19 protein-coding genes and 2 tRNA genes are annotated in these 18,618 nt (G+C 68.2%); 2 read left to right on the top strand and 19 right to left on the bottom strand.

What is annotated here, in order from left to right; translation table 11 throughout:
* Position 1: 1 nt before the first annotated feature.
* From AC07ZS_RS11725 to fliF, 10 genes are all read right to left on the bottom strand, one after another.
* The gene (locus tag AC07ZS_RS11725) at positions 2-454 is read right to left on the bottom strand and encodes a flagellar basal body-associated FliL family protein (protein ID WP_494798777.1); all 453 of its coding nucleotides are present in this window, start codon (positions 452-454) and stop codon (positions 2-4) included.
* 24 nt (positions 455-478) lie between these two features.
* Entirely contained in the window at positions 479-1,516 is a 1,038-nt protein-coding gene (locus tag AC07ZS_RS11720) for a flagellar hook-length control protein FliK (protein ID WP_494798776.1), read from the bottom strand.
* The gene (locus AC07ZS_RS11715) at positions 1,513-1,824 is read right to left on the bottom strand and encodes a hypothetical protein (protein ID WP_494798775.1); all 312 of its coding nucleotides are present in this window, start codon (positions 1,822-1,824) and stop codon (positions 1,513-1,515) included. Before AC07ZS_RS11715 ends, AC07ZS_RS11720 begins: the two co-directional genes overlap by 4 nt.
* Positions 1,817-2,203: a flagellar export chaperone FliS gene (gene fliS / locus AC07ZS_RS11710; RefSeq protein WP_494798774.1), complete on the bottom strand. Its 387-nt coding sequence runs from the start codon at positions 2,201-2,203 to the stop codon at positions 1,817-1,819. The genes AC07ZS_RS11715 and fliS overlap by 8 nt, the downstream gene beginning before the upstream one ends.
* A gap of 43 nt (positions 2,204-2,246) precedes the next feature.
* Complete coding sequence (gene fliD, locus AC07ZS_RS11705) at positions 2,247-3,605, bottom strand: flagellar filament capping protein FliD (protein WP_494798773.1); 1,359 nt, start codon at positions 3,603-3,605, stop codon at positions 2,247-2,249.
* Positions 3,606-3,694: 89 nt separating this feature from the next.
* Positions 3,695-4,129 carry a flagellar export protein FliJ gene (gene fliJ / locus AC07ZS_RS11700; protein ID WP_494798772.1) on the bottom strand — a complete coding sequence of 145 codons (435 nt, stop codon included), beginning with the start codon at positions 4,127-4,129 and terminating at the stop codon, positions 3,695-3,697.
* Positions 4,126-5,433 carry a flagellar protein export ATPase FliI gene (fliI, locus tag AC07ZS_RS11695; protein WP_494798771.1) on the bottom strand — a complete coding sequence of 436 codons (1,308 nt, stop codon included), beginning with the start codon at positions 5,431-5,433 and terminating at the stop codon, positions 4,126-4,128. The genes fliJ and fliI overlap by 4 nt, the downstream gene beginning before the upstream one ends.
* Positions 5,430-6,140: a flagellar assembly protein FliH gene (gene fliH, locus AC07ZS_RS11690; RefSeq protein ID WP_494798770.1), complete on the bottom strand. Its 711-nt coding sequence runs from the start codon at positions 6,138-6,140 to the stop codon at positions 5,430-5,432. The genes fliI and fliH overlap by 4 nt, the downstream gene beginning before the upstream one ends.
* Positions 6,137-7,162, bottom strand: a complete 1,026-nt coding sequence (locus AC07ZS_RS11685; RefSeq protein WP_494798769.1) for a FliG C-terminal domain-containing protein — start codon at positions 7,160-7,162, stop codon at positions 6,137-6,139. Before AC07ZS_RS11685 ends, fliH begins: the two co-directional genes overlap by 4 nt.
* Complete coding sequence (gene fliF, locus AC07ZS_RS11680; protein WP_494798768.1) at positions 7,146-8,828, bottom strand: flagellar basal-body MS-ring/collar protein FliF; 1,683 nt, start codon at positions 8,826-8,828, stop codon at positions 7,146-7,148. Before fliF ends, AC07ZS_RS11685 begins: the two co-directional genes overlap by 17 nt.
* 588 nt (positions 8,829-9,416) lie before the next feature.
* On the opposite strand from fliF, the gene AC07ZS_RS11675 reads away from it, so the two are divergent.
* Entirely contained in the window at positions 9,417-11,012 is a 1,596-nt protein-coding gene (locus AC07ZS_RS11675; RefSeq protein ID WP_494798767.1) for a sensor histidine kinase, read from the top strand.
* On the opposite strand, the gene AC07ZS_RS11670 is transcribed toward AC07ZS_RS11675, so the two are convergent.
* From AC07ZS_RS11670 to AC07ZS_RS11645, 6 genes are all read right to left on the bottom strand, one after another.
* The gene (locus AC07ZS_RS11670; protein ID WP_494798766.1) at positions 11,013-11,423 is read right to left on the bottom strand and encodes a hypothetical protein; all 411 of its coding nucleotides are present in this window, start codon (positions 11,421-11,423) and stop codon (positions 11,013-11,015) included.
* A complete protein-coding gene (locus AC07ZS_RS11665) occupies positions 11,420-11,764 on the bottom strand; it encodes a hypothetical protein (protein ID WP_494798765.1) in 345 nt (114 codons plus the stop codon). Before AC07ZS_RS11665 ends, AC07ZS_RS11670 begins: the two co-directional genes overlap by 4 nt.
* Before the next feature lie 19 nt (positions 11,765-11,783).
* Complete coding sequence (locus AC07ZS_RS11660; protein WP_494798764.1) at positions 11,784-12,521, bottom strand: hypothetical protein; 738 nt, start codon at positions 12,519-12,521, stop codon at positions 11,784-11,786.
* Between the two features lie 12 nt (positions 12,522-12,533).
* Entirely contained in the window at positions 12,534-13,151 is a 618-nt protein-coding gene (locus tag AC07ZS_RS11655) for a hypothetical protein (protein ID WP_494798763.1), read from the bottom strand.
* A gap of 173 nt (positions 13,152-13,324) precedes the next feature.
* Positions 13,325-13,987: a hypothetical protein gene (locus AC07ZS_RS11650; RefSeq protein WP_494798762.1), complete on the bottom strand. Its 663-nt coding sequence runs from the start codon at positions 13,985-13,987 to the stop codon at positions 13,325-13,327.
* Between the two features lie 16 nt (positions 13,988-14,003).
* The gene (locus AC07ZS_RS11645) at positions 14,004-14,591 is read right to left on the bottom strand and encodes a hypothetical protein (RefSeq protein ID WP_494798761.1); all 588 of its coding nucleotides are present in this window, start codon (positions 14,589-14,591) and stop codon (positions 14,004-14,006) included.
* 510 nt (positions 14,592-15,101) lie between these two features.
* Here AC07ZS_RS11645 and AC07ZS_RS11640 point away from each other — a divergent pair.
* A complete protein-coding gene (locus AC07ZS_RS11640; protein ID WP_494798760.1) occupies positions 15,102-15,740 on the top strand; it encodes a hypothetical protein in 639 nt (212 codons plus the stop codon).
* A 59-nt stretch (positions 15,741-15,799) separates the two neighbouring features.
* Here AC07ZS_RS11640 and AC07ZS_RS11635 read toward each other — a convergent pair.
* From AC07ZS_RS11635 to lon, 3 genes are all read right to left on the bottom strand, one after another.
* A tRNA-Cys gene (locus AC07ZS_RS11635) sits at positions 15,800-15,873 on the bottom strand.
* Between the two features lie 74 nt (positions 15,874-15,947).
* Positions 15,948-16,023 (bottom strand) — tRNA-Gly (locus AC07ZS_RS11630).
* A 111-nt stretch (positions 16,024-16,134) separates the two neighbouring features.
* On the bottom strand, positions 16,135-18,567 hold the full coding sequence (gene lon / locus AC07ZS_RS11625) for an endopeptidase La (protein WP_494798759.1): 2,433 nt from the start codon (positions 18,565-18,567) through the stop codon (positions 16,135-16,137).
* Positions 18,568-18,618 lie beyond the last annotated feature (51 nt).

Below are 18,618 nucleotides of genomic sequence, written 5' to 3'. Positions count from 1 at the left end.
CTCACTCGATGATGAGCTTGCCGATCATCACTTCGCCGAACGGCATCGGCCGCGCCTCGGCCTTGAAGCTCTCGACGTAGGCCTTCTGCACATGGTCGGAGAGCGCGGGAATGGTGAGCATGCCGGCCTGTTCGAGCGTGAACTCGGAGAGCGAGCGCACCGCGATCGAGCGCAGCTTGGGCAGTTGCTGCTTGGTCTGGGCTTCGTCGCTCACGGGGGTCTTGAACACCAGGTCCACCGCGAGGTAGTTGGTCAGCGGGCCGCCTTCGCGCCCGCGCAGCATCACGATGACCTTGTCCAGCGTGACATAGCGGTACTCGCGCTTGTCGGGCGCCGGCGCGCCCGCCACGGCCGGCTTGGCCGGGCGCAGCAACCAGTAGGCAGCGGCGCCGCCGCCGGCGGCGGTGATCAGCGCGACCCCGACGAGGAGGGAGATCAGTTTGATTTTTTTCATGCGGGCAATCTCGATGGCGGCGGGTCAGGCCAGGGTGAAGGCGCGGCGGTCGGCCTTGGATTCGCTCAACAGACCCTGGCCGGGCCGGTCTTCCTGCGGCTGTTGTTGCTGGCGCTCGCGCTGCGGCGAGCGGCCGTCGGCGAGCGCACGGTCCTCGAGCACCTGGACCGTGACCGGGGCGCCCTGCTTGTGCGTGAGCTCCTGCCGCAGGCCTTCGCCCATGGCCTGGAGCTGGCGCACCACCTCGTGGTGCGACGCGCTGAGCTGGACCTGCAGCTGGCCGCTTTCCTGGCGCAGCACGATCTCGATGCGGCCCATGGCCGGCGGCTCCAGGCGGATGCGGGCCTGCTCGATGCCGTGGGAGGCCTGCACCTGCAGCCGATCGCCCAGCGCCTGCGCCAGCGGCCGCTGCCACAGGTCGGGCTCACCGGCGGGCAGGCGCACGCTGTCGCCTTCGAGCACGAAGCTGCCGCCTGCCGCGGGCGCGGTCGCCGCCGCAGGAGCGGCCTGCACCTGGGGCAGCTCGAAGCGCGCAGCGCGGCTGCCCGCATCGGAGGTGGCGGTGCCCGGCCCGGCCGGTGCGGCAGCCGCCGGCACCGGGTTCGGCGCGCCGGACACGTCGGCATCGGCCAGCACGGGCACACCGGCCGGCGAAGATGCCGGGGTGGGACTGGCCCGGAACAGGGCCACGGGCGCGGCGTCCTGCGCGGGCGGCGCGGCCTGCGAGGACCGCAGGGCCAGCTGCAGCGCGCGCTCCACACCGACCGTCCATTGCACCGTGGTCATGGCGGCGGACAACATCGCGTCGGTGGGTTCGGCCGGACTGTCGTCCTGCGCGGTCTCGCCGTCATCGGGCGCCGGCTGCTCATCGAGCAGGCCGATCTCGTGCGCGGACGCGGGGTCGGCGGCGTCGACGGGCGCCGGGCTCTCGCCCAGGCCCAGCAGATCCGCGAAATCGCCCGCCAGCACGGCCTGCCCGTCGCCCGGCGGCGCGATCGGCGCCGCACCGGGCGCGGCCGGCATGGCCGGGGTGAGGTTCAGGATGGGGGTGGTCACGTTCATGCCGATGCCTCCTGCATGTCGGTGCTCAGGGCGTAGGCGTCCCAGCCGATGCGCTGGTCGCACAGCGCCTGCAGGCGTTCGTGGGCCTGCGCCTGAGCCTGGGCGCAGGCGCTGCGCGCGGCCTCGTGCGCCAGCCGCAGCACGTGGTACGCGGCCTGCTCCGAGGCGCTCAGGCGCAGGTCGGCGGGGAGGCTGGCGAGCAGGCCGGCGAGCTGCCGGTCGGTCCGGGCCAGCGCGGCCCAGTCGGCGGCCTGCGTCTCCTGGCGAAGGCGCGCGGCCAGGTCGAGGAAGGGCTGGCGCTTATCCATGGTGGGCCTGCATGCCTTCCCAGCCGTCCTGCAGCGTGCGCAGCAGGCGGCTGACTTCATCGACCATGCCCACGTCGAGCCGGACCCCGGCTTCGTGGAGGCGGCGCGCGCAGTAGTCGTAGACCTGCGCGACCTGCGCCACCACCTCGCCGCCAGCGTCGGTGTCCAGCGAGCTGGACAGGCCGTTGAGCATGCCGACGCATTTGTCCAGGCTGCGGGCCTTGGCCTCGAAGCGGCCGCCCTCGATGTGGGCGCGCGCGCGCGCCAGTTCGTCCTGCAGGCCGTTCATCAGAATGAGCACCAGCTGCACGGACGAGGCCTGTGCGGTCTGGGCGCCCAGGTCGACCTGGGCGTAGCTCTCGTATGCGTCGTATGTCAAGGAAGTCCTCGTCGGGGGTGATGAGGGGCGGCGCGATCGGTCCTCAGGCGGTGGTCGTGGACGACCCGAACATGCCCGAGGTCTGATTGAGCTGGCCCATCAGGGATTGAAGTTGGGTGAACTGCAGCAGGTAGCGCTCGTAGGACATCGCGAACTGCTCGTCCAGGCGCTCCTGGCGCTTGGTGATGTCGCGCTGCTGGATCTGGACCGACTCCTGGCGGCGCTTGATCTGGCCGGTGCCCGAGTCGAGCCAGGTCTTGAGGTAGGTGTTCATCGAGCCCAGCAGGCCCGAGGGCGCCGACAGGCTGGACGAACCGAAGAGCTTGTCCAGCGCGTCGGGTTTGACGTCCAGCGTCTTCTTCAGCTTGGCCGCGTCGAAGGTGAGCGCACCCTGGCGGTCGGTGGAGATGCCCAGTTCGGACAGGCGCACGCCGCCAAAGTCCTGGCGCACCATGTCGTTGAGGCGGGTGCGCAGCGCTCGAATGCTGCTGTCGCTGGCGAAGACGCCGCGCGTGGCGGCGTTGATGTCGGTCTTGGTGAGGTCGTTGATGACGCCCTGCAAGGTGTTGAAGGCGGTCACGAAGCTGCGCACGTTGTCGGCGGTGCCGGCGTCGTCGGCCGCCACGGTCAGCGTGGCGGGGGCGTCACCCGTGGTCATGGCGCGGGTGAGGCTGAGCGTCACGCCGTCGATGGCGGTCACGGTGTTGCTGGCCTGCTGGATGCGCACGCCGGTGCCCTGGTCGCCCAGCCACACGACCGCGTCGCGCGCCTGGGCCAGTTCGTTGGGCGTGGCGCTCAGGGCGTCCTTGAGCGCGCCGGCGGGCAGGCCGCTGGCGTCGACGGTGATCTTGCCGTCTTCGCCGCTGGCGCCGGACGAGAGGATCAGCTGCGAACCGTTGCCGGTGTTGACCACCTGGGCCGTCACCTTGCCGGCGTTGCCGGAGGCCTGGTTGATGGCGCGCGCGATCTCGGTCTGCGAGATGGTGCCGTTGCCATCGGCGTCGGCCATCAGCAGGTTGACGTTGAAACTGCTGCCGTCGGCCTGCTGGATCACCAGCGGCCCGCCGGTGGCCACCGGCACGGCGGGCAGGTCGGCGAAGGCGATCTGGTGGTTGGAGGCCACGGCCTCCACGAAGAAGCTGTAGGTGCCGGGCTGGGCCGAGGCAGAGGCGGTGCCCGTGGCGCCGGAACTGCCGGCGACGGTCGCGCTGTTCTTGACCAGGCCCTTCTTGCCGGAGAGCGCGTCCATCGCGGTGTTGAACGCCGCCAGGGCCGAGCGCAGGCGGGTGTAGCCCGCGTTCGTGGCTTCGGCGGCCTTGCTGTCGCGCGTGATGATGTCCTGCGTGCCCTGGGTGTAGATCGTGGCGAGCTGGGTCGCCATCTGGGTCGGGTTGATGTCCATGGTTGCTCCTGATCAGGCAGGAAAAGCCCCGCCCATGCCCGACAAGGCGACCGGGAGCAGCGGTTTTTGAAGGGGGCAGGCCATTTTTTTCACCGTTCGGTGCGGCGCCAGACGGTCAGGGCCACGTCGTCGAGCTGTTTTCGCGCCCGCACTTCGCCGGCCAGGCGCCATTCGCTCTCGCGCTTGTGCAGCACCTGGGCCACGCCTTCGCGCTTGCGAAAGGCGGCGTGCAAGGCCGCGCGGGCCGCGTCCACCTCGGCGCTGTGGCGCTCCAGGCTGCGCTGCTGTTCCTGCGCCAGCCCCATCACCGACTGCTTGAAGGCCGCGCAGTTGGCGGCCAGCAGGAAGGGCTGGCTGCCCGAGGGCCCGGCGGCTTCGCAGATGGCGTGCAGCCGGTCCACGCTGCGCTGCAGGCGCTCGCGCACCGACTGCTGGCGGCTCAGCTCGGCGCCGAGGCGCTCCTGCTCGCGCTCGCGCGCGGTGACCAGGTGGCCGAGGGTGGTGAGGTGGGTGGGCGGAGTCATGCCATCAGCTCGCTCAGGTCGCGCAGGCAGTCCGTCAGGGGCGCGCTTTCCTTGACCCCCTGATGCAGGTAGGCCTCGATGCGCGGGTACAGGGTCACGGCCCGGTCCGCCTGCGGGTCGGCGCCCGGCACGTAGGCACCCATGGGCAGCAGGTCGCGCACCTGCTGGTAGCTCGACAGCAGCGCCTTCATGGAGCGCGCGGCGGCGATGTGCGCCGGCCCGGCCACCAGCGACATGCAGCGGCTGATGGACTGGCCGATGTCGATGGCCGGGTAGTGGCCGCGCTCGGCCAAGGCGCGTGAGAGCACGATGTGGCCGTCCAGGATGGCGCGCGCGGTGTCCACCACCGGGTCCTGCTGGTCGTCGCCTTCGGCCAGCACGGTGTAGATGGCGGACATGCTGCCCTCGCCTTCGCCGTTGCCCGCGCTCTCCACCAGCTGCGGCAGCGCGCTGAACACGGACGGCGGGTAGCCGCGCGTGGCTGGCGGCTCGCCGAGCGAGAGCGCGACTTCGCGCTGGGCCATGGCGTAGCGGGTGAGCGAATCCAGCAGCAGCAGCACGTTCTGGCCGCGGTCGCGGTAGTGCGCGGCGATGGAGTGGCAGAGTTCGGTGGCGCGCAGGCGCATCAGCGGCGATTCGTCGGCGGGTGCGACCACCACCACCGCGCGGCGCAGGCCGGCCGGGCCGAGGGAGAGGTCGATAAATTCACGGACCTCGCGGCCCCGTTCACCGATGAGCCCCACCACGACCACGTCGGCCACGGTCTGGCGCGTGACCAGGCCCAGCAGCACGCTCTTGCCCACGCCGCTGCCGGCCATCAGGCCCACGCGCTGGCCGCGGCCGAGCGTGAGCAGGCCGTTGATGGCGCGCACGCCGACGTCCAGCGGCTCGTGCACGGGCCGTTTGCGCAAGGGGTCCACGCGCGGTGGCTGGCTGCCCAGTCGGTGCTCGCCGCCGAGGCGGCCCAGGCCGTCCATGGGCTCGCCCAGGCCGTTGACGATGCGACCCAGCCAGGACGGGCCGATCAGCAGTTCGCTGTCCGACGCCAGCGGCAACACGCGCGCGCCGGCGCTCAGGCCGTCGGTCTTCTTGAAGGGCATGACGGAGGTGGTCTCGTCGCGAAAGCCCACGACCTGCGCCTCGACCCACTCGCCCGGCCCCGCTTCGATGCGGCAGCGCTGGCCGATGCGAAGCTGGCAGCCCTTGACGTGCAGCAGCATGCCCGCCGCCCCCACCAGCCGCCCCGTGGGCACGGAGACCGGCACGTCGGTGAGTTCGACGGACTTGAGGCGCTCGGCAATCATGCGGCGAGCTCCGCGGGCACGCCCGCCTCCACGGCAGCGGGCTCGGTGTCGAGCAGTTGCGCGCCGATCTGTTCCATGCAGGCCTGCAGCCGGTGGCGGCAACCGGCGTCGGCCTCCTGGCCGCCGCAGTGCACCCGGCACTCACCGGCGTCGAGGCGGCTGTCGGCCATGAGCTTCCAGGCCCGGGCGCGCACGGGGTCCAGGTCGCGGATGCGCTCCAGGTCTTCCGGGTTCAGGAACACCTCGATCTCGCCGGTCGCGGGCGGCATGCTCTTGAGGGATTCCTCGACCAGGGCCAGCAACTGCGTGGGCTGCAGCGTGAGCTCGGCGCGGATCACCTGCCGGGCCACCTTGCCCACGAGATCGACGACCTCGCTGCGCAGGGCCTTCTGGTAGTCGTCCTGGGCCTGGTTCAAGGCCGCGAGGGCCGCGTCCACCGGCGCGGCATACACCTGCCAGCGGGCCAGCACGGCGGCACGGGCCTCGGCCTGCCCTTCGTCGCGGCCTTCCTGCAGCCCCTGCAGGCGGCCGTCGGCCAGGCCGCGCTCCGCCCCGCTGTCGTAGCCTTCGCGGTAGCCGCGGTCCATGCCCTGCTGAAAGCCTTCGGCCAGCGCCGCCTGCGCGCTCTCGGCGTCGCCAGGCGACAGCGCCTGGACCGGCGTGAAGCGGCTCAGCGGCGGGAAGCGGTGCGGCCGGTAGGTCTTCATGCGACCACCGCCTCGGCAAACAGCTGGATCTGGATCTCGTCGCGGTCCACCAGCGCCTTGACCTCGCGCATGATCTCGGCGCGCGCCTGTTCGACGCGGCTGAGCGGCACCGGCCCGGTGCGGCGCAGCGTGTCCTCGAACGATTGGGCCTGGCGCCGCGGCATGGCCTGCAGCACCTTGCGGCGCACCTCGGGGTCCGCGCCCTTGAGCGCCACGGCCCACAGGTCCAGCGGCGAGGCTTCGATGATGCGGGTGATGACTTCCTCGGTCTGGCGCGAGAGGATGAAGAAGTCGTACATGCTGACTTCGATCCGCGCCATGACGGCCGGATCGCGCGCCCGCATCTGCTCGACCATCTTCTGGCGGTTGCCGGGCAGGCGGTTGATGATCTCGGCGGCCTGGCGCACGCCCTCCACCGTGGCGCTCTGGGTTTCCAGGCTCGCCAGGTACGCGTCCACCAGGACCTCGAGCTCGCGCAGGATGTCGTGCTCCACGTGGCCGAGCTGGGCGATCTGCATCAGCACCGCGTCGCGGTTTTCTTCGGGCAGCCGCTCGATGACCTCGCTGGCCAGCGCAGAGGGCAGGAAGGCCAGAAAGACCGCCTGCATGTGCTCGTGCTCTGCCGCGATGCGGTCGGCGATCCAGCGCGACGAGGCCCACTGCAGCCGGGCCATCTTCGGCCGGATGGCGTCGCCGTAGATCCGGGTGAGCACGCTGCTGGCGATGTTCGCGCCCAGCGCCATGTCCAGCGAGCTCTTGAGGTAGGCGCGCGAGGCGCCGTGCACGCCGCTTTGCTCACGGTAGTCGTCGAAGAAGCGCTGCAGGGCCGTGCGGGCCATGTCCACCTTGATGCCGCTCATGCGCGACATGACCTGGGTGACGTCCAGCAGTTCCTCGCGCGAGAGGTGCTGCAACACGGCGGCAGCCGGCTGCTCGCCCATGCTCAGGAGCACGATGGCGGCCTGCTCGGTGGCCGAGAGCGAGCCGCTGTCGGCCCCTTCCTGATCAGGTGATGGCGGCATTTTTCTGGACCCACTGTTTGACAACTTCGGCGACGCGCTCGGGCTCCTTCTGGGCCAGCACCTTCAAGTGATTGACCAGCACCTCCACCGGCGAACCGGGCGGGGGCAGGTCGTAGTCGGCGAGCAGCGGCACCATCGCGCCGGAGGTCGACGGCTGGACCTTGTTGGGCAGCGCCGCGACGGCGGGCGACGGCTGGGCCAGCGCGGGCGCTTCCTCGGCGTTGCCCGGGCCGCCTTCGAGAGCGATCAGGTCGGTCATGCCGATCTCGGCCGCGGGCTTGTTGCGCTCGCGCAGGAGGCGCAGCAGCGGGCGCGCCAGCAGCAAGTAGGCGAGCAGCGCGCCGAGCGCGTACAGGCCCCAGGTCACGAACTCGAACACGGTCTCGCGCTCCGCGTACCAGGGCACGGCGGGCGCCGCGCCGGGGAAGGCCAGCGCCGAGACCACGAGCTGGTCACCGCGCTCGGCGTTGATGCCCAGGCCGCCGCGCAGCAGGCTTTCCATGCGCGCGATTTCCTGCGGCCCCCAGCTGGCGGCACCACCGGGGGCGGCACCTTCGTTGAGCACGACGGCCACGCTGAGCTTCTTGAGCTGGCCGCGCGCGCGCTGGATGGTGGTGACGCTGCGGTCGTAGGCGAACTGCCGGGTGACGGCGCTGCGCTCGGCGGTGTTGGGCGCGGCGTTGGCGTCCGGCGCCGGCGTGGCCGGGCGGTTGCTGAGCGAGCCCGGCACGCCGAGCGCCACGCGGTCGCGGTTGCTCTCCTCGCGCGAGGCTTCGTTGGTGACCTTGGGCGAGTCGCCGTAGCGCTCCTGGGTTTCCTGCACGCGGTCCTGGCCGAGCTCGACGGCCACGCTCACGTTGTAGTTGCCCGCGCCGAGCAGCGGCTGCAGCAACTGGTGCGCGTTCTGGAGGATGTCGTTCTGCGCCTTGCGGGCGGCCTCGTCGGCGAAGCTGCCGTTGTCGATGCCGTCCTTCACGTCGACGCGCGCGGACAGCAGGCGACCGGCCTGGTCCACCACGCTGACGCGGGACGGGTCCAGGTTGGACACGCTGCCGGCCACGAGCTGGATGATGGAGGCGATCTGCTCGTTGCCCAGCGTGCGCCCGGGGTGCAGGTTCAACACCACCGAGGCGGTGCTCTTGTCCTGGGCGTTGAGCACGAAGGTCGACGAACGCGCCACGGACAGGTGGACCCGCGCCGAGCGCACCGCGTCCATCGAGGTGATGCTCTGCACCAGCTCGCCTTCCAGGCCGCGACGGAAGCGGATGTCCTGGACAAACTGCGTGACCCCCAGCGGGTCGTTCTTGTCCATCAGCTCCAGTCCCTCGGGCAGGCGCGCGGTGACGCCCTTGGCCGCCAGCAGCATGCGCACGCGGCCCAGGTCGGAGGAGGACACCAGCACCTGCCCCGTCTCCGGGTGCAGCCGGTAGCCGATGCCCTCGGCATCCAGCGTGGCCATCATGTCCGACACCGGCACCTGCTCACGGGCGCCGAACACCGGCTTGTAGCTGGCCTGGTCGTTCCAGAGGAACATCATCACCATGGCGGTGATGCCGATCGCCAGCAGAACGACCGGCAGCAGGCGGGAGGCCAGTTCAGGACGCCATGCGCCGCCCAAGGCTTTCCCGAGGGGCAGCTTGTCGCGCATGAGCCGGAGTGCATTCATTCGATAGGTCCTGTTGGGGTACCGATGAATTCTTGGGTCTCGCACCCCCTCGACCCCCTCGCTCTTCGGGGCAAAACTCCCCCGTAGCTCCCGCCTCGGCGTCGGGGCCGCTGGCAAACGACTGCTTTCGGGCTAAGACCGCTGCAGGTGCCGGTGTGTGGGCTGCACACCTCACTTCGCACACGCCAACTGTGTCAATTTGCGCAAAAACGCCAAAAATCTGCGCCCGGCCCTGTCGGGAAATCACGGTAAGACTTGTGGGGACTCCGCTAATGCTTCGGCGCGCGCCATGGGGGCACCGCTACTGCGAATGACCTAACCCGGACCCGCCGCAGGACCCGGGATGTACGAAACGGCGTGCCCGGCGCGGCGCGGTACCGGGGCACGGCGGCTGGTATGGTTGCACCGCACACAGAGGCAACGGGTACGCGCGCACGCGATCACGCAGCGGCGAGGCGGTCCGTCCACCCACAGGGATCTCCGACAGGGCCACGCGCTTCGACGGCACGAACGCGCCATGGTCTTCGGCCGCTCGCTGGTGTGCGAGGCTGCAAGCGCAGCGCCACCGATTGAAAGCGAATGTCCCCGATGCCCACCCGCCACCTGTCCGCGCCCCACCTTGCCTTGACGCGCGCGATCGCCGATCGTTTTCCCGGGCAGATGGCGTACTTCGACCTCGATCTGCGCTGCCACTTCGGCAACCAGGCCTTCTGCGACAGCCAAGGCCTGCGACCATCGGAACTGGAAGGCCGCCCTTTCCAGGACTGCTTTGCGCAGGACGCCCTCCCCGCCCTGCTGCCTCGCTTCATGCAGGCCGTCGGCGGCGAGAAGCAGGTGCTGGTGTCCGAGCAGCACATCCCGGGCAGCCATGCCGTCCGGCTGGAAACCGCTTTCGTCCCGGACTTTCGCGACGGCGTGGTTCACGGCGTCTTCCTGGAGGCCCGCGACATCACCGAGCACCGGCACGACCCGGCGCTCGAGGAACATGTGAACCGCCGCACCCACGAGCTGCGCCAGGCCAAACGCCGCTTCGACCTCATGGTCGACGCGCTGCAGGATTCGTGCATCTACTTCCTCGACCCGACGGGGCTCATCACCGAGTGGAGCGAGAGCGCCCACCGCCTGCACGGCTTCTCCCGGGAACAGGTGGGCCACCTGCACCTCGCCGACCTGACCGCGCCCCGTGTCGGCGAAGAGGAGGAGATCGGCATCCACGACACCATCCGGCTGGCGATCGATCGCGGGCAATGGGAAACACGGGGCTGGCTCAAGCGCGCCGGCGGCGAGGCCTTCTGGGGCCAGACGCTCATCACGGCCCTGCGCGGCGAGAACGACGAGCTCGAAGGCCTGTCGTGCATCACGCGCGACATGACCGCGGCGAAGGACCTGGACCGGGTCATGAACGACCTCAACGCCGAGCTGGACCGCCGGGTGACCCAGCGGGTGCGCCAGTACACGGTGCCCAACAAGGACCTGGACATCTTCACCCACCACATCACGCACGATCTGCGCGGGCCGATGCGGCACATCAACACCTTCGCCGGCCTCATCGCGGAAGCCCTGGGCGAGGACGCGAGCGACGAGATCCGGCATTTCCGCGATGCGATGAAGCGGGCCTCGCAGCGCCTGAACGCGATGATCGAGAACCTGCTGACCTACTCGCGCATCGGCCGCATCGACCTGCACCCCGGCCAGCTGGAGATGAAGAGCGTGCTGGAGGGCGTGGTCTCGCGCCTGCGGCAGAGCGAGCCCCACCGCGACATCCAGTGGGTGATCCAGGACGACCTGCCGGCGGTGGTCGCCGACGCGGCCATGGTGGCCGACCTGTTCACGCGGCTGCTGGACAACGCCATGAAGTTCACGCGCCCATGCGAGCAGGCCGAGATCCAGATCGGCTGCCGCGCGGAGAGCGACGGCAGTTGCCTGTTCTTCATCGTGGACAACGGCGTCGGCTTCGATGTCGCCAAGGCCCACAACCTGTTCCTCATGTTCCAGCGCCAGCACCACTCGCTGGATTTCGAGGGCTACGGCGCCGGCCTGGCCCTGTGCCAGCGCATCGTGCAGCGCCACAACGGCCGCATCTGGCTCGACAGCACGCCCGGCCACGGCTGCGCGGTCTACTTCACCCTGCCCGTCGAAACCGCGGCGGCGACGACGTCCCGACTGGCCGCGCTGGGCATCTGATCACAGCGAGGCCCAGGCGCGCGACACGCGGGCCCACCACCGTTGCAGCAGGTGCACCTTGCGCTGGCGCCGACGGCTGATGTCGAGCAGGCGGATGGCCAGGGTCCGGCATTCGGCCAGGTAGCGGTCGCGCTGGGGGATCGCCCAGTCGGGTTCGTTGAGGGCCTTGTTGCGCACCGCCGCGAGATAGCGCAGCCGCCGGTCCAGCCGCGCCGGCACGGGATGGCGCAGGCTGTCGAGCTTGGAGTGAATGCCCCGGCCCTTGCCGCCGAAGTCGCGGGCCAGCACGGAATCGATCACCGCCGTGATGTCGAGCACGTCCTGCATGGCCTTCATGTGAGGGGTCTTGACCATGTGCCGGACCATGGGGATGACCTCCGGCGAGGTGAGAGACGACAGATGCAGGTTCATGTTGAACAGACTCCGGCAAGCAGTTCCAGGGTGAGAACAGGGGCGGCGGGTTCGAGGTCCGTGGCGGTTTCTTCCGCCTGAACCGCCAGGCACTTCACGCAGGACACCGGCTCGCCGGGCCGGGTCTGCCATCGGCGGAAGATGCCGCTGGGCCGGGCGCCGCACAGCGCCTTGGCGTCGGCCGGCGCGAGCTCGGGCCACAGATGGACCACCACCCCCACGTCCACACCGGGACCGGCCCCGAGTGCACTGAGCCGGGCGGGCACGGCGGTGGACGCGGGCGCCGAAGCCCGCTCGGCGGCGCTGCGCCGGCCAGGGTGGTTCAGGGGGGACAGCAACATGCGATTCATGGCACCCGGTTCACAGCCACACGCTCTTGCCGCCGCTCTCCATCGCCTCCTGGTTCTGCAGCTCTCTCACCGCGGCGCGCACCAGGATGTGATCGAAGCCCTTGAGCACCTCGCTGGCACTGGTGTAGGCCTCGCCAGGGGGCTGCGCGGCGGGCACCCCACCGGACGCGGTGTGCGCATGCCGCAGGGCGGCGCGCATGACCTCTTCGCCGGACACCCGCTGCCAGCGGCCGGCCTTGCGCAGGTGGGTGACGCCCTGCCCCGCGGCGTTGCAGCTGTGGACGACCAGGGGGTCGTCGGGCAGGCGCGGTGCGAACGCCAGGTGCACGATGCTGTTGTGCGTGACCTCCTGGTCGGTGAGGCTGGCGGTCTGGGCCCACGGGATGGGCGCGAGACGGAAAAGGAGCTTGGCCAGTGTGCCGCCCGTGCCCTGGACGCTCAGGGGATCGAACACCGACAACGCGAACGGCCGGGGTTCGTGGGCGTCCCCCGAGCGCAGTTCGCCCCACGAGCTCGCCTCGCCCGAGTCGAGAAAGCCCGGGCCGGTGTCGGCGTCGAGCTGGGAATGGGCGTGCACCACACGAAGGATCGCGGCGGGCCCCTGGCATGGCGCGTGTTCGCGCTCCTGCAGCACCTGAATGACGCTGGACAGCAGGTACTTGTGGCATGCGAAGCAGGTGGACGGGTTGTGCCGCGGCGCGCGCCGTTCGATCAGGCCATAGAGGCTGGCGGGGTCATCGCTGCGCATGGGCCAGGCGCCTCATCCCTGAGCCGCGTGTTTCATGAGGTAGCCGGTGTCGATCGGGTCCGACACGCGCACCACCATGTGCGTGCGGATGCCCACGACGGCCACCTCGGCAGGCAGGGGGTCGGACACCTCGGCGACGAGCGTGTCGATGCCGTGGCGCACCGCCCAGTCCTGCAAGGGTTCCGAAAAGTGGCGCCAGCGCTGGACCATGCCAAACCGGTCCACCCCGGAGATGGAGAAGCGCGCCACGTCCTTCGCGTGCATGGTCAGGCCGTAGAGGTACACCCCCACGAAACGGCCGGTGAAGGTCTCGCCGTTGCCCACCGCCACTTCGGAGCGCCGCACCGCTTCGCCGATCGCGCGCACCAGCAGCGGGGTGCCGTCTTCGCACGGCCAGCGCGGCGTGATGAAGGAGGCCAGCTTGAGCGTGGCCTTCTTGAGGTTGGGCTGCTGCGCCCAGCAGGACAAGGCGAACCCCTCATAGGGCTGGTCGGCCAGCGCATCGTGGATCCACTGCTCGGGCCCGCCCGCCGCCAGCTCATGCAGCGGCCAGCAGGCGCTGCCGCCCGCCCCCTGAGCCGGCTTGGCCTGGCGCGCGCGCGCCGCATGAAGCGAAAGGATCTGCGTCATGCCCAGCCACGCACGCGCGAAGGCGCAGACGCATCAGACGCAAAGCCGATCGACCGGAACCACGACGGGATGAAGGTGAGCCACTTTTGAAGCATCCGGGTATTTTTCTACCCAATGCCCTGGTGGTCGGCCCGGACTACGGTGCCGTTTTGCCCTGTAGAGGGCAGCAGGTGTCAGCCGAACTTCGCCACCTGGTTGTGGGACTGGCGATAGGCGGCGATCCGCGCCTGCACCTCGGCGCGGGCCTCATCCATCCGCAGATCCTGCGTGGCGCAGGCCGGGCAATGCGCGGGGCCCTGGTGCTGCTTGACCACCGGGTGCTTGGTGTTGCAAGAGCCGCACTGCTTCACCTCAATCTCGCGGCTTTGCAGGCCCTCGACCAGCAAGGCGTAGGTCTCGAACGTGATCCGCTGGGTGTCGCCCACGGGCGGCACCGTCCTGCGGTACTTGTTGTAGACCTCGATCATCTTGTCCAGTGCCTTGCCGAAGTTCGTCTCGACCACGGCGTACTCGCCGATGCCTCGCGATCCGAAATGCAGGGCCATCAGGTACGAGGCCTCGAAACGCTCGGCGGCGCTGTCCAGAAAAGTCTTCGCCGTCGTGGTTTGTCCCAAGCCCCTGGGGCGCTTGACCTTGATACCGTACTGCCCCAGGCGCCGGTCCATTTCCTCCTTGATCCGCTGCTCGCTCACGTCGGTGCCCAGCAGCTTGACGATCAGCTTGGTGCGGGAGGTCAATTCGATCAGGGCCTCGAAGCGCTCATCGGAAATCTGGTCCTCGAAAAGGACCCGTTTGTGTCCTGAAGAAGCCAGGGCACGGCCTGCGGTGTTGATCATGGTGATGTCCCTGATTTCAGTGAATGCGGTTCTTCGAACGACGGCTCATGACCATGAACTGCGTTTTCTGCGAGGCGGTCAGGTCGCGGGTAGCGACGGCCTCGAAATAGGGGTCACTGGCCACGGGGAACATCACCAGGCCAGGGTTGGCCGAGATGTCCCAGAGCTCGTGCGGACCGAAGCGGCGGACATGCACGGCCTCGCTCATGGAAAGATCGAACAGCACGCAGGCCTCGTCGAACGAGGTCTTGATGCTGTCGACGCGCACCGCCAGCGCCATGAAGGCCTCCTGGCGGTTGGCGGCTTCAAATTCACCCGGCTGCACCAGCGACGCCGACGTCGTGGGCAGCAGGCCCGTGTGGATCATCATCGAGAAGAGCGGGTAGGAGCAGTCCGCCAGCTTGATGACTTCGTCCTCGGTCAGCACCGCCAGCAGCTCCAGCAGGTTGCGCTGCCCCGGGAACCATCGCGCGATGACGCGCGGATCGACCAGCTCGGGACTGCGGGCGATGTGCCAGCGCCGGGCCAGTGCCTTGAGGTTCTCGGCACGGATGGCGCGTTCGTAGGTGGGCAGGTGCAGGTTGCCCTGAATCCGCGAGTCCATAAGCGCCGTCATCATCTGTGTACATTCCCCTGTCTGCTCTTGAGCCATTTGGTCAATGCACCTAAAAGGCGCACTGGCATCTCCCTGGTCAGCCGGTTGGCGTCTACCATGACCGTTTGCAACGCCCACACCAACGCCCAGGGCCTATTCACACTATTTTTTCAAGATGCGTTGCGGATCAAAAAGACCATGCGCAAGGCGCGAAACGCAGACGGGCCGGTGGCCCGGCGAGGCTTCGCAACGCGGCGCACGGCCTTTTTGGCCGCAACCCGAAGGGAATGGATTGAAAACAGCGCCACTCTTCGTTGCACTCCTAGGCCAGACATCCAGTCTGGCCGTCGTCGCGCGCCTTGATTGGCGCTGTTTTCAATCCATTCGCACTTGAAAAAATAGTGTGAACAGGCCCTAGCCCCAATGCCAAGTCTTGAACATCTGTCTATCGGCGATCTTGCTGCGCGCTTTAGGGCGCGATTGAGAATGAGCCTGGATCAGTTGGGCTTCCCGGGTGCCATGCGTGAAAAAAGTCGCGAACTGGCCTTCAGGCTCGGGGTGGACGAAAGCCTGGCCTCGGCCTTCCTGAGCGGCAACGCGCTGCCCGACTACGAAGCCTTGCTCGCCCTTTGCGAGCTGACACAGAAGTCTCCGGGTTACTTCCTCGACCCCAGCGCCGACGAGTTGCCCCAGGGCACACGGGTCGTCCCGGCCATCGGCCCGGGCGAAGACCTGGCGATCTGCCTGCCCGAAGACATGGCCCGCGGTCGCGCCGCCGGGGAGGCTGAGCTGAGCTACTTCCGCGCGCGAAGGGACATGGGTTTCGGCGTGCGCGCGGGCGACTGCATCCTGGCCGTGCTCGTGCCCATGGAGCCGGCATCGATGCAGAAGGACCACGTCTACCTTGTCGGCTGCGAGACCGGTTTCGACCTGCGCCGGTGCGTCGTGCAGACGCCCGTGCGGGCCGCCTTCACCAGCTTCGACGGCAAGTCTGCGCAAACCATCAAGCCCCACGTTGCCGCGGTGGGACAGGAACGCGCCAGCTTTCGCACGGAGGGCCTGGGCGACGAGATCCACGCCTTCGCGGAAGTGATCGGCCTGCTGCGCAGCCCGCAGAACCTGCCGCTGGAGCCCAACACCCTGGACTTCCAGACCTGAGAAACCCACAGGCGAAAAAAAGGCCCGCCGTCGGCGAGCCATGCTGGAGTTTCTTTTTTTGGAGGCGCGATCCGGAGTCGAACCGGACTAGACGGATTTGCAATCCGTTGCATAACCGCTTTGCTATCGCGCCATCAGGAGCGGCATCGAAGACACCGCGCTGAACCCTCTGACAAAAAAGGGAAGCAGAGCTTCCCTTTTTGAATCTGGAGCGGGAAACGAGATTCGAACTCGCGACCTCAACCTTGGCAAGGTTGCGCTCTACCAACTGAGCTATTCCCGCATTTTTTACCACCTGCCGCTGCATCTGCTATTGCGTTTGCTGCTGCATTTCGGTAAGCCATGATTCTAACCCGAAAAAAGGGGCTCTTTCAAGTCCCCCGAAATTTTTTGATCAATGTTTCACTGCGTCAGGGGACGCCGCCGGCTTGCTCACGCTGGCCGCGGCGATCTGGGCGGCGACTTCCTCTTCCGTGAGCGGCACGGGCTGGCGTTCGAGCGCGATGGCCAGGACCTTGTCGATCCATTTCACCGGCACGATCTCCAGGCCCTGCTTCACGTTGTCGGGAATCTCGGCGAGGTCCTTCACGTTCTCTTCCGGGATGATCACGGTCTTGATGCCACCGCGCAAAGCGGCGAGCAGCTTTTCCTTCAGGCCGCCGATGGCGGTGACTTCACCGCGCAGCGTGATCTCGCCCGTCATCGCCACATCGGCGCGCACGGGGATGCCCGTGAGCGAGGACACCAGCGCGGTCGTCATGGCCGCACCGGCGCTCGGGCCGTCCTTGGGCGTGGCGCCGTCGGGCACGTGGATGTGGATGTCGCGCTTGTCGAACTGCTCGTCCTTGATGCCGAGCATGCGGGCACGGCTGCGCACCACGGTGCGGGCCGCTTCCACCGATTCCTTCATCACATCGCCGAGCGAACCCGTGCGCGTGATCACGCCCTTGCCCGGCATGATGGCCACTTCGATGGTCAGCAGATCGCCGCCCACTTCGGTCCACGCCAGACCGACCACCTGGCCGACCTGGTTCTGCGCTTCGGCACGGCCGTAGCTGTACTTGCGCACGCCCAGGAATTCGCTGAGGTTGTCGGCGCTCACCACCACGGTGGGCGAGTACTTCTTGAGCAGCAGGCCCTTGACCACCTTGCGGCAGATCTTGGAGAGCTCGCGCTCGAGCGAGCGCACGCCGGCTTCGCGGGTGTAGTAGCGCACGATGTCGCGCACCGCGTCGTCGCGCACGTCCAGCTCGCCTTCGCGGATGCCGTTGTTCTTGATCTGCTTGGGCAGCAGGTAGCGGATCGCGATGTTGGTCTTCTCGTCTTCCGTGTAGCCCGAGAGGCGGATCACTTCCATGCGGTCCAGCAGGGCCGGTGGAATGTTCATCGAGTTCGAGGTCGCGACGAACATCACGTCGGACAGGTCGAAGTCGACCTCGATGTAGTGGTCGCCGAAGGTGTGGTTCTGCTCAGGGTCGAGCACTTCCAGCAGCGCGCTCGAAGGATCGCCGCGGAAGTCCGTGCCCAGCTTGTCGATTTCGTCGAGCAGGAACAGCGGGTTGCGCGTGCCGACCTTGTTCAGGCTCTGCAGCACCTTGCCCGGCATGGCGCCGATGTAGGTGCGGCGGTGGCCGCGAATCTCGGCTTCGTCGCGCATGCCGCCCAGCGCCATGCGCACGTACTTGCGCCCGGTGGCCTTGGCCACCGACTGCCCCAGCGAGGTCTTGCCGACGCCGGGCGGGCCGACCAGGCACAGGATCGGGGCCTTGACCTTGTCCACGCGCTGTTGCACCGCGAGGTATTCGAGGATGCGGTCCTTGACCTTCTCCAGACCGTAGTGGTCTTCATTGAGCACGGCCTCGGCATGCGCGAGGTCGTGCTTGATCTTGGTCTTCTTGCTCCAGGGCAGGCCGACCAGCGCATCGATGTAGTTGCGCACCACGGTGGCCTCGGCCGACATGGGCGACATGAGCTTGAGCTTCTTGAACTCGGCATCGGCCTTCTTGCGCGCTTCCGCGGGCATCTTGGCGGCCTTAATCTTCTTCTCGATCTCTTCGATGTCGGCGCCCTCTTCACCTTCGCCGAGTTCCTTCTGGATCGCCTTGACCTGTTCGTTCAGGTAGAAGTCGCGCTGGTTCTTTTCCATCTGGCGCTTCACGCGCCCGCGGATCTTCTTGTCGACGTTGAGGATATCGACCTCGCGCTCGAGCTGCTCGAACAGGTTCTCCAGCCGTTTGTTGACCGGATCGAGGTCCAGCACGACCTGCTTGGACTCGAGCTTGAGCGGCAGGTGCGCGGCGATGGTGTCGGCCAGGCGGCCGGGATCGTCGATGCTGGAGATCGAGGTGAGGATCTCCGACGGGATCTTCTTGTTCAGTTTGACGTACTGGTCGAACTGCTGCATCACGGCTCGGCGCAGCGCCTCCAGCTCGTTGGACTGCATGTCCGCGCGCTCCACCGCCGGGTCGACCGGGTTCACGCTGGCGATGAAGTGGTTCTCGCCGTCGCGGATGGTCAGCACCTTGGCGCGCTGCACGCCTTCAACCAGCACCTTCACCGTGCCGTCGGGCAGCTTGAGCATCTGCAGGATGGTGGCCACACAGCCCATCTCGAACATGTCGTCGGGCGAGGGCTCGTCCTTGGCCGCGGCCTTCTGGGCCACGAGCATGATGCGGCGCTCGGCCTCCATCGCGGATTCCAGTGCCTTGATGCTCTTGGGCCGGCCCACGAACAGCGGGATGACCATGTGGGGGAACACCACCACATCGCGCAAAGGCAGAAGCGGCAGTTCGACCGGCGTGCTGGGAAGGGGGGTCTGTCCGGACATGTCAACCTCGACTAAAACGGGTAAATGGGGTCGGAGCGAGCGATCTCAACC

Source organism: Hydrogenophaga sp. GW456-12-10-14-TSB4 (assembly GCF_059424305.1).
This window is presented reverse-complemented; position numbering and strand designations above follow the sequence as displayed.

Coding starts and splice junctions, on each gene's coding strand:
- AC07ZS_RS11660 (WP_494798764.1), bottom strand. CDS start 12,521: ATGCGCAGCGATGACCCCGCCAGCCTCTATGGCCTGATCGAACGGCGC.
- fliH (WP_494798770.1), bottom strand. CDS start 6,140: ATGAAGACCTACCGGCCGCACCGCTTCCCGCCGCTGAGCCGCTTCACG.
- fliD (WP_494798773.1), bottom strand. CDS start 3,605: ATGGACATCAACCCGACCCAGATGGCGACCCAGCTCGCCACGATCTAC.
- fliI (WP_494798771.1), bottom strand. CDS start 5,433: ATGATTGCCGAGCGCCTCAAGTCCGTCGAACTCACCGACGTGCCGGTC.
- fliJ (WP_494798772.1), bottom strand. CDS start 4,129: ATGACTCCGCCCACCCACCTCACCACCCTCGGCCACCTGGTCACCGCG.
- lon (WP_494798759.1), bottom strand. CDS start 18,567: ATGTCCGGACAGACCCCCCTTCCCAGCACGCCGGTCGAACTGCCGCTT.
- AC07ZS_RS11720 (WP_494798776.1), bottom strand. CDS start 1,516: ATGAACGTGACCACCCCCATCCTGAACCTCACCCCGGCCATGCCGGCC.
- AC07ZS_RS11650 (WP_494798762.1), bottom strand. CDS start 13,987: ATGATCAACACCGCAGGCCGTGCCCTGGCTTCTTCAGGACACAAACGG.
- AC07ZS_RS11640 (WP_494798760.1), top strand. CDS start 15,102: ATGCGTGAAAAAAGTCGCGAACTGGCCTTCAGGCTCGGGGTGGACGAA.
- AC07ZS_RS11675 (WP_494798767.1), top strand. CDS start 9,417: ATGCCCACCCGCCACCTGTCCGCGCCCCACCTTGCCTTGACGCGCGCG.
- fliF (WP_494798768.1), bottom strand. CDS start 8,828: ATGAATGCACTCCGGCTCATGCGCGACAAGCTGCCCCTCGGGAAAGCC.
- AC07ZS_RS11645 (WP_494798761.1), bottom strand. CDS start 14,591: ATGGACTCGCGGATTCAGGGCAACCTGCACCTGCCCACCTACGAACGC.
- AC07ZS_RS11715 (WP_494798775.1), bottom strand. CDS start 1,824: ATGGATAAGCGCCAGCCCTTCCTCGACCTGGCCGCGCGCCTTCGCCAG.
- AC07ZS_RS11655 (WP_494798763.1), bottom strand. CDS start 13,151: ATGACGCAGATCCTTTCGCTTCATGCGGCGCGCGCGCGCCAGGCCAAG.
- AC07ZS_RS11725 (WP_494798777.1), bottom strand. CDS start 454: ATGAAAAAAATCAAACTGATCTCCCTCCTCGTCGGGGTCGCGCTGATC.
- AC07ZS_RS11665 (WP_494798765.1), bottom strand. CDS start 11,764: ATGTTGCTGTCCCCCCTGAACCACCCTGGCCGGCGCAGCGCCGCCGAG.
- AC07ZS_RS11685 (WP_494798769.1), bottom strand. CDS start 7,162: ATGCCGCCATCACCTGATCAGGAAGGGGCCGACAGCGGCTCGCTCTCG.
- AC07ZS_RS11670 (WP_494798766.1), bottom strand. CDS start 11,423: ATGAACCTGCATCTGTCGTCTCTCACCTCGCCGGAGGTCATCCCCATG.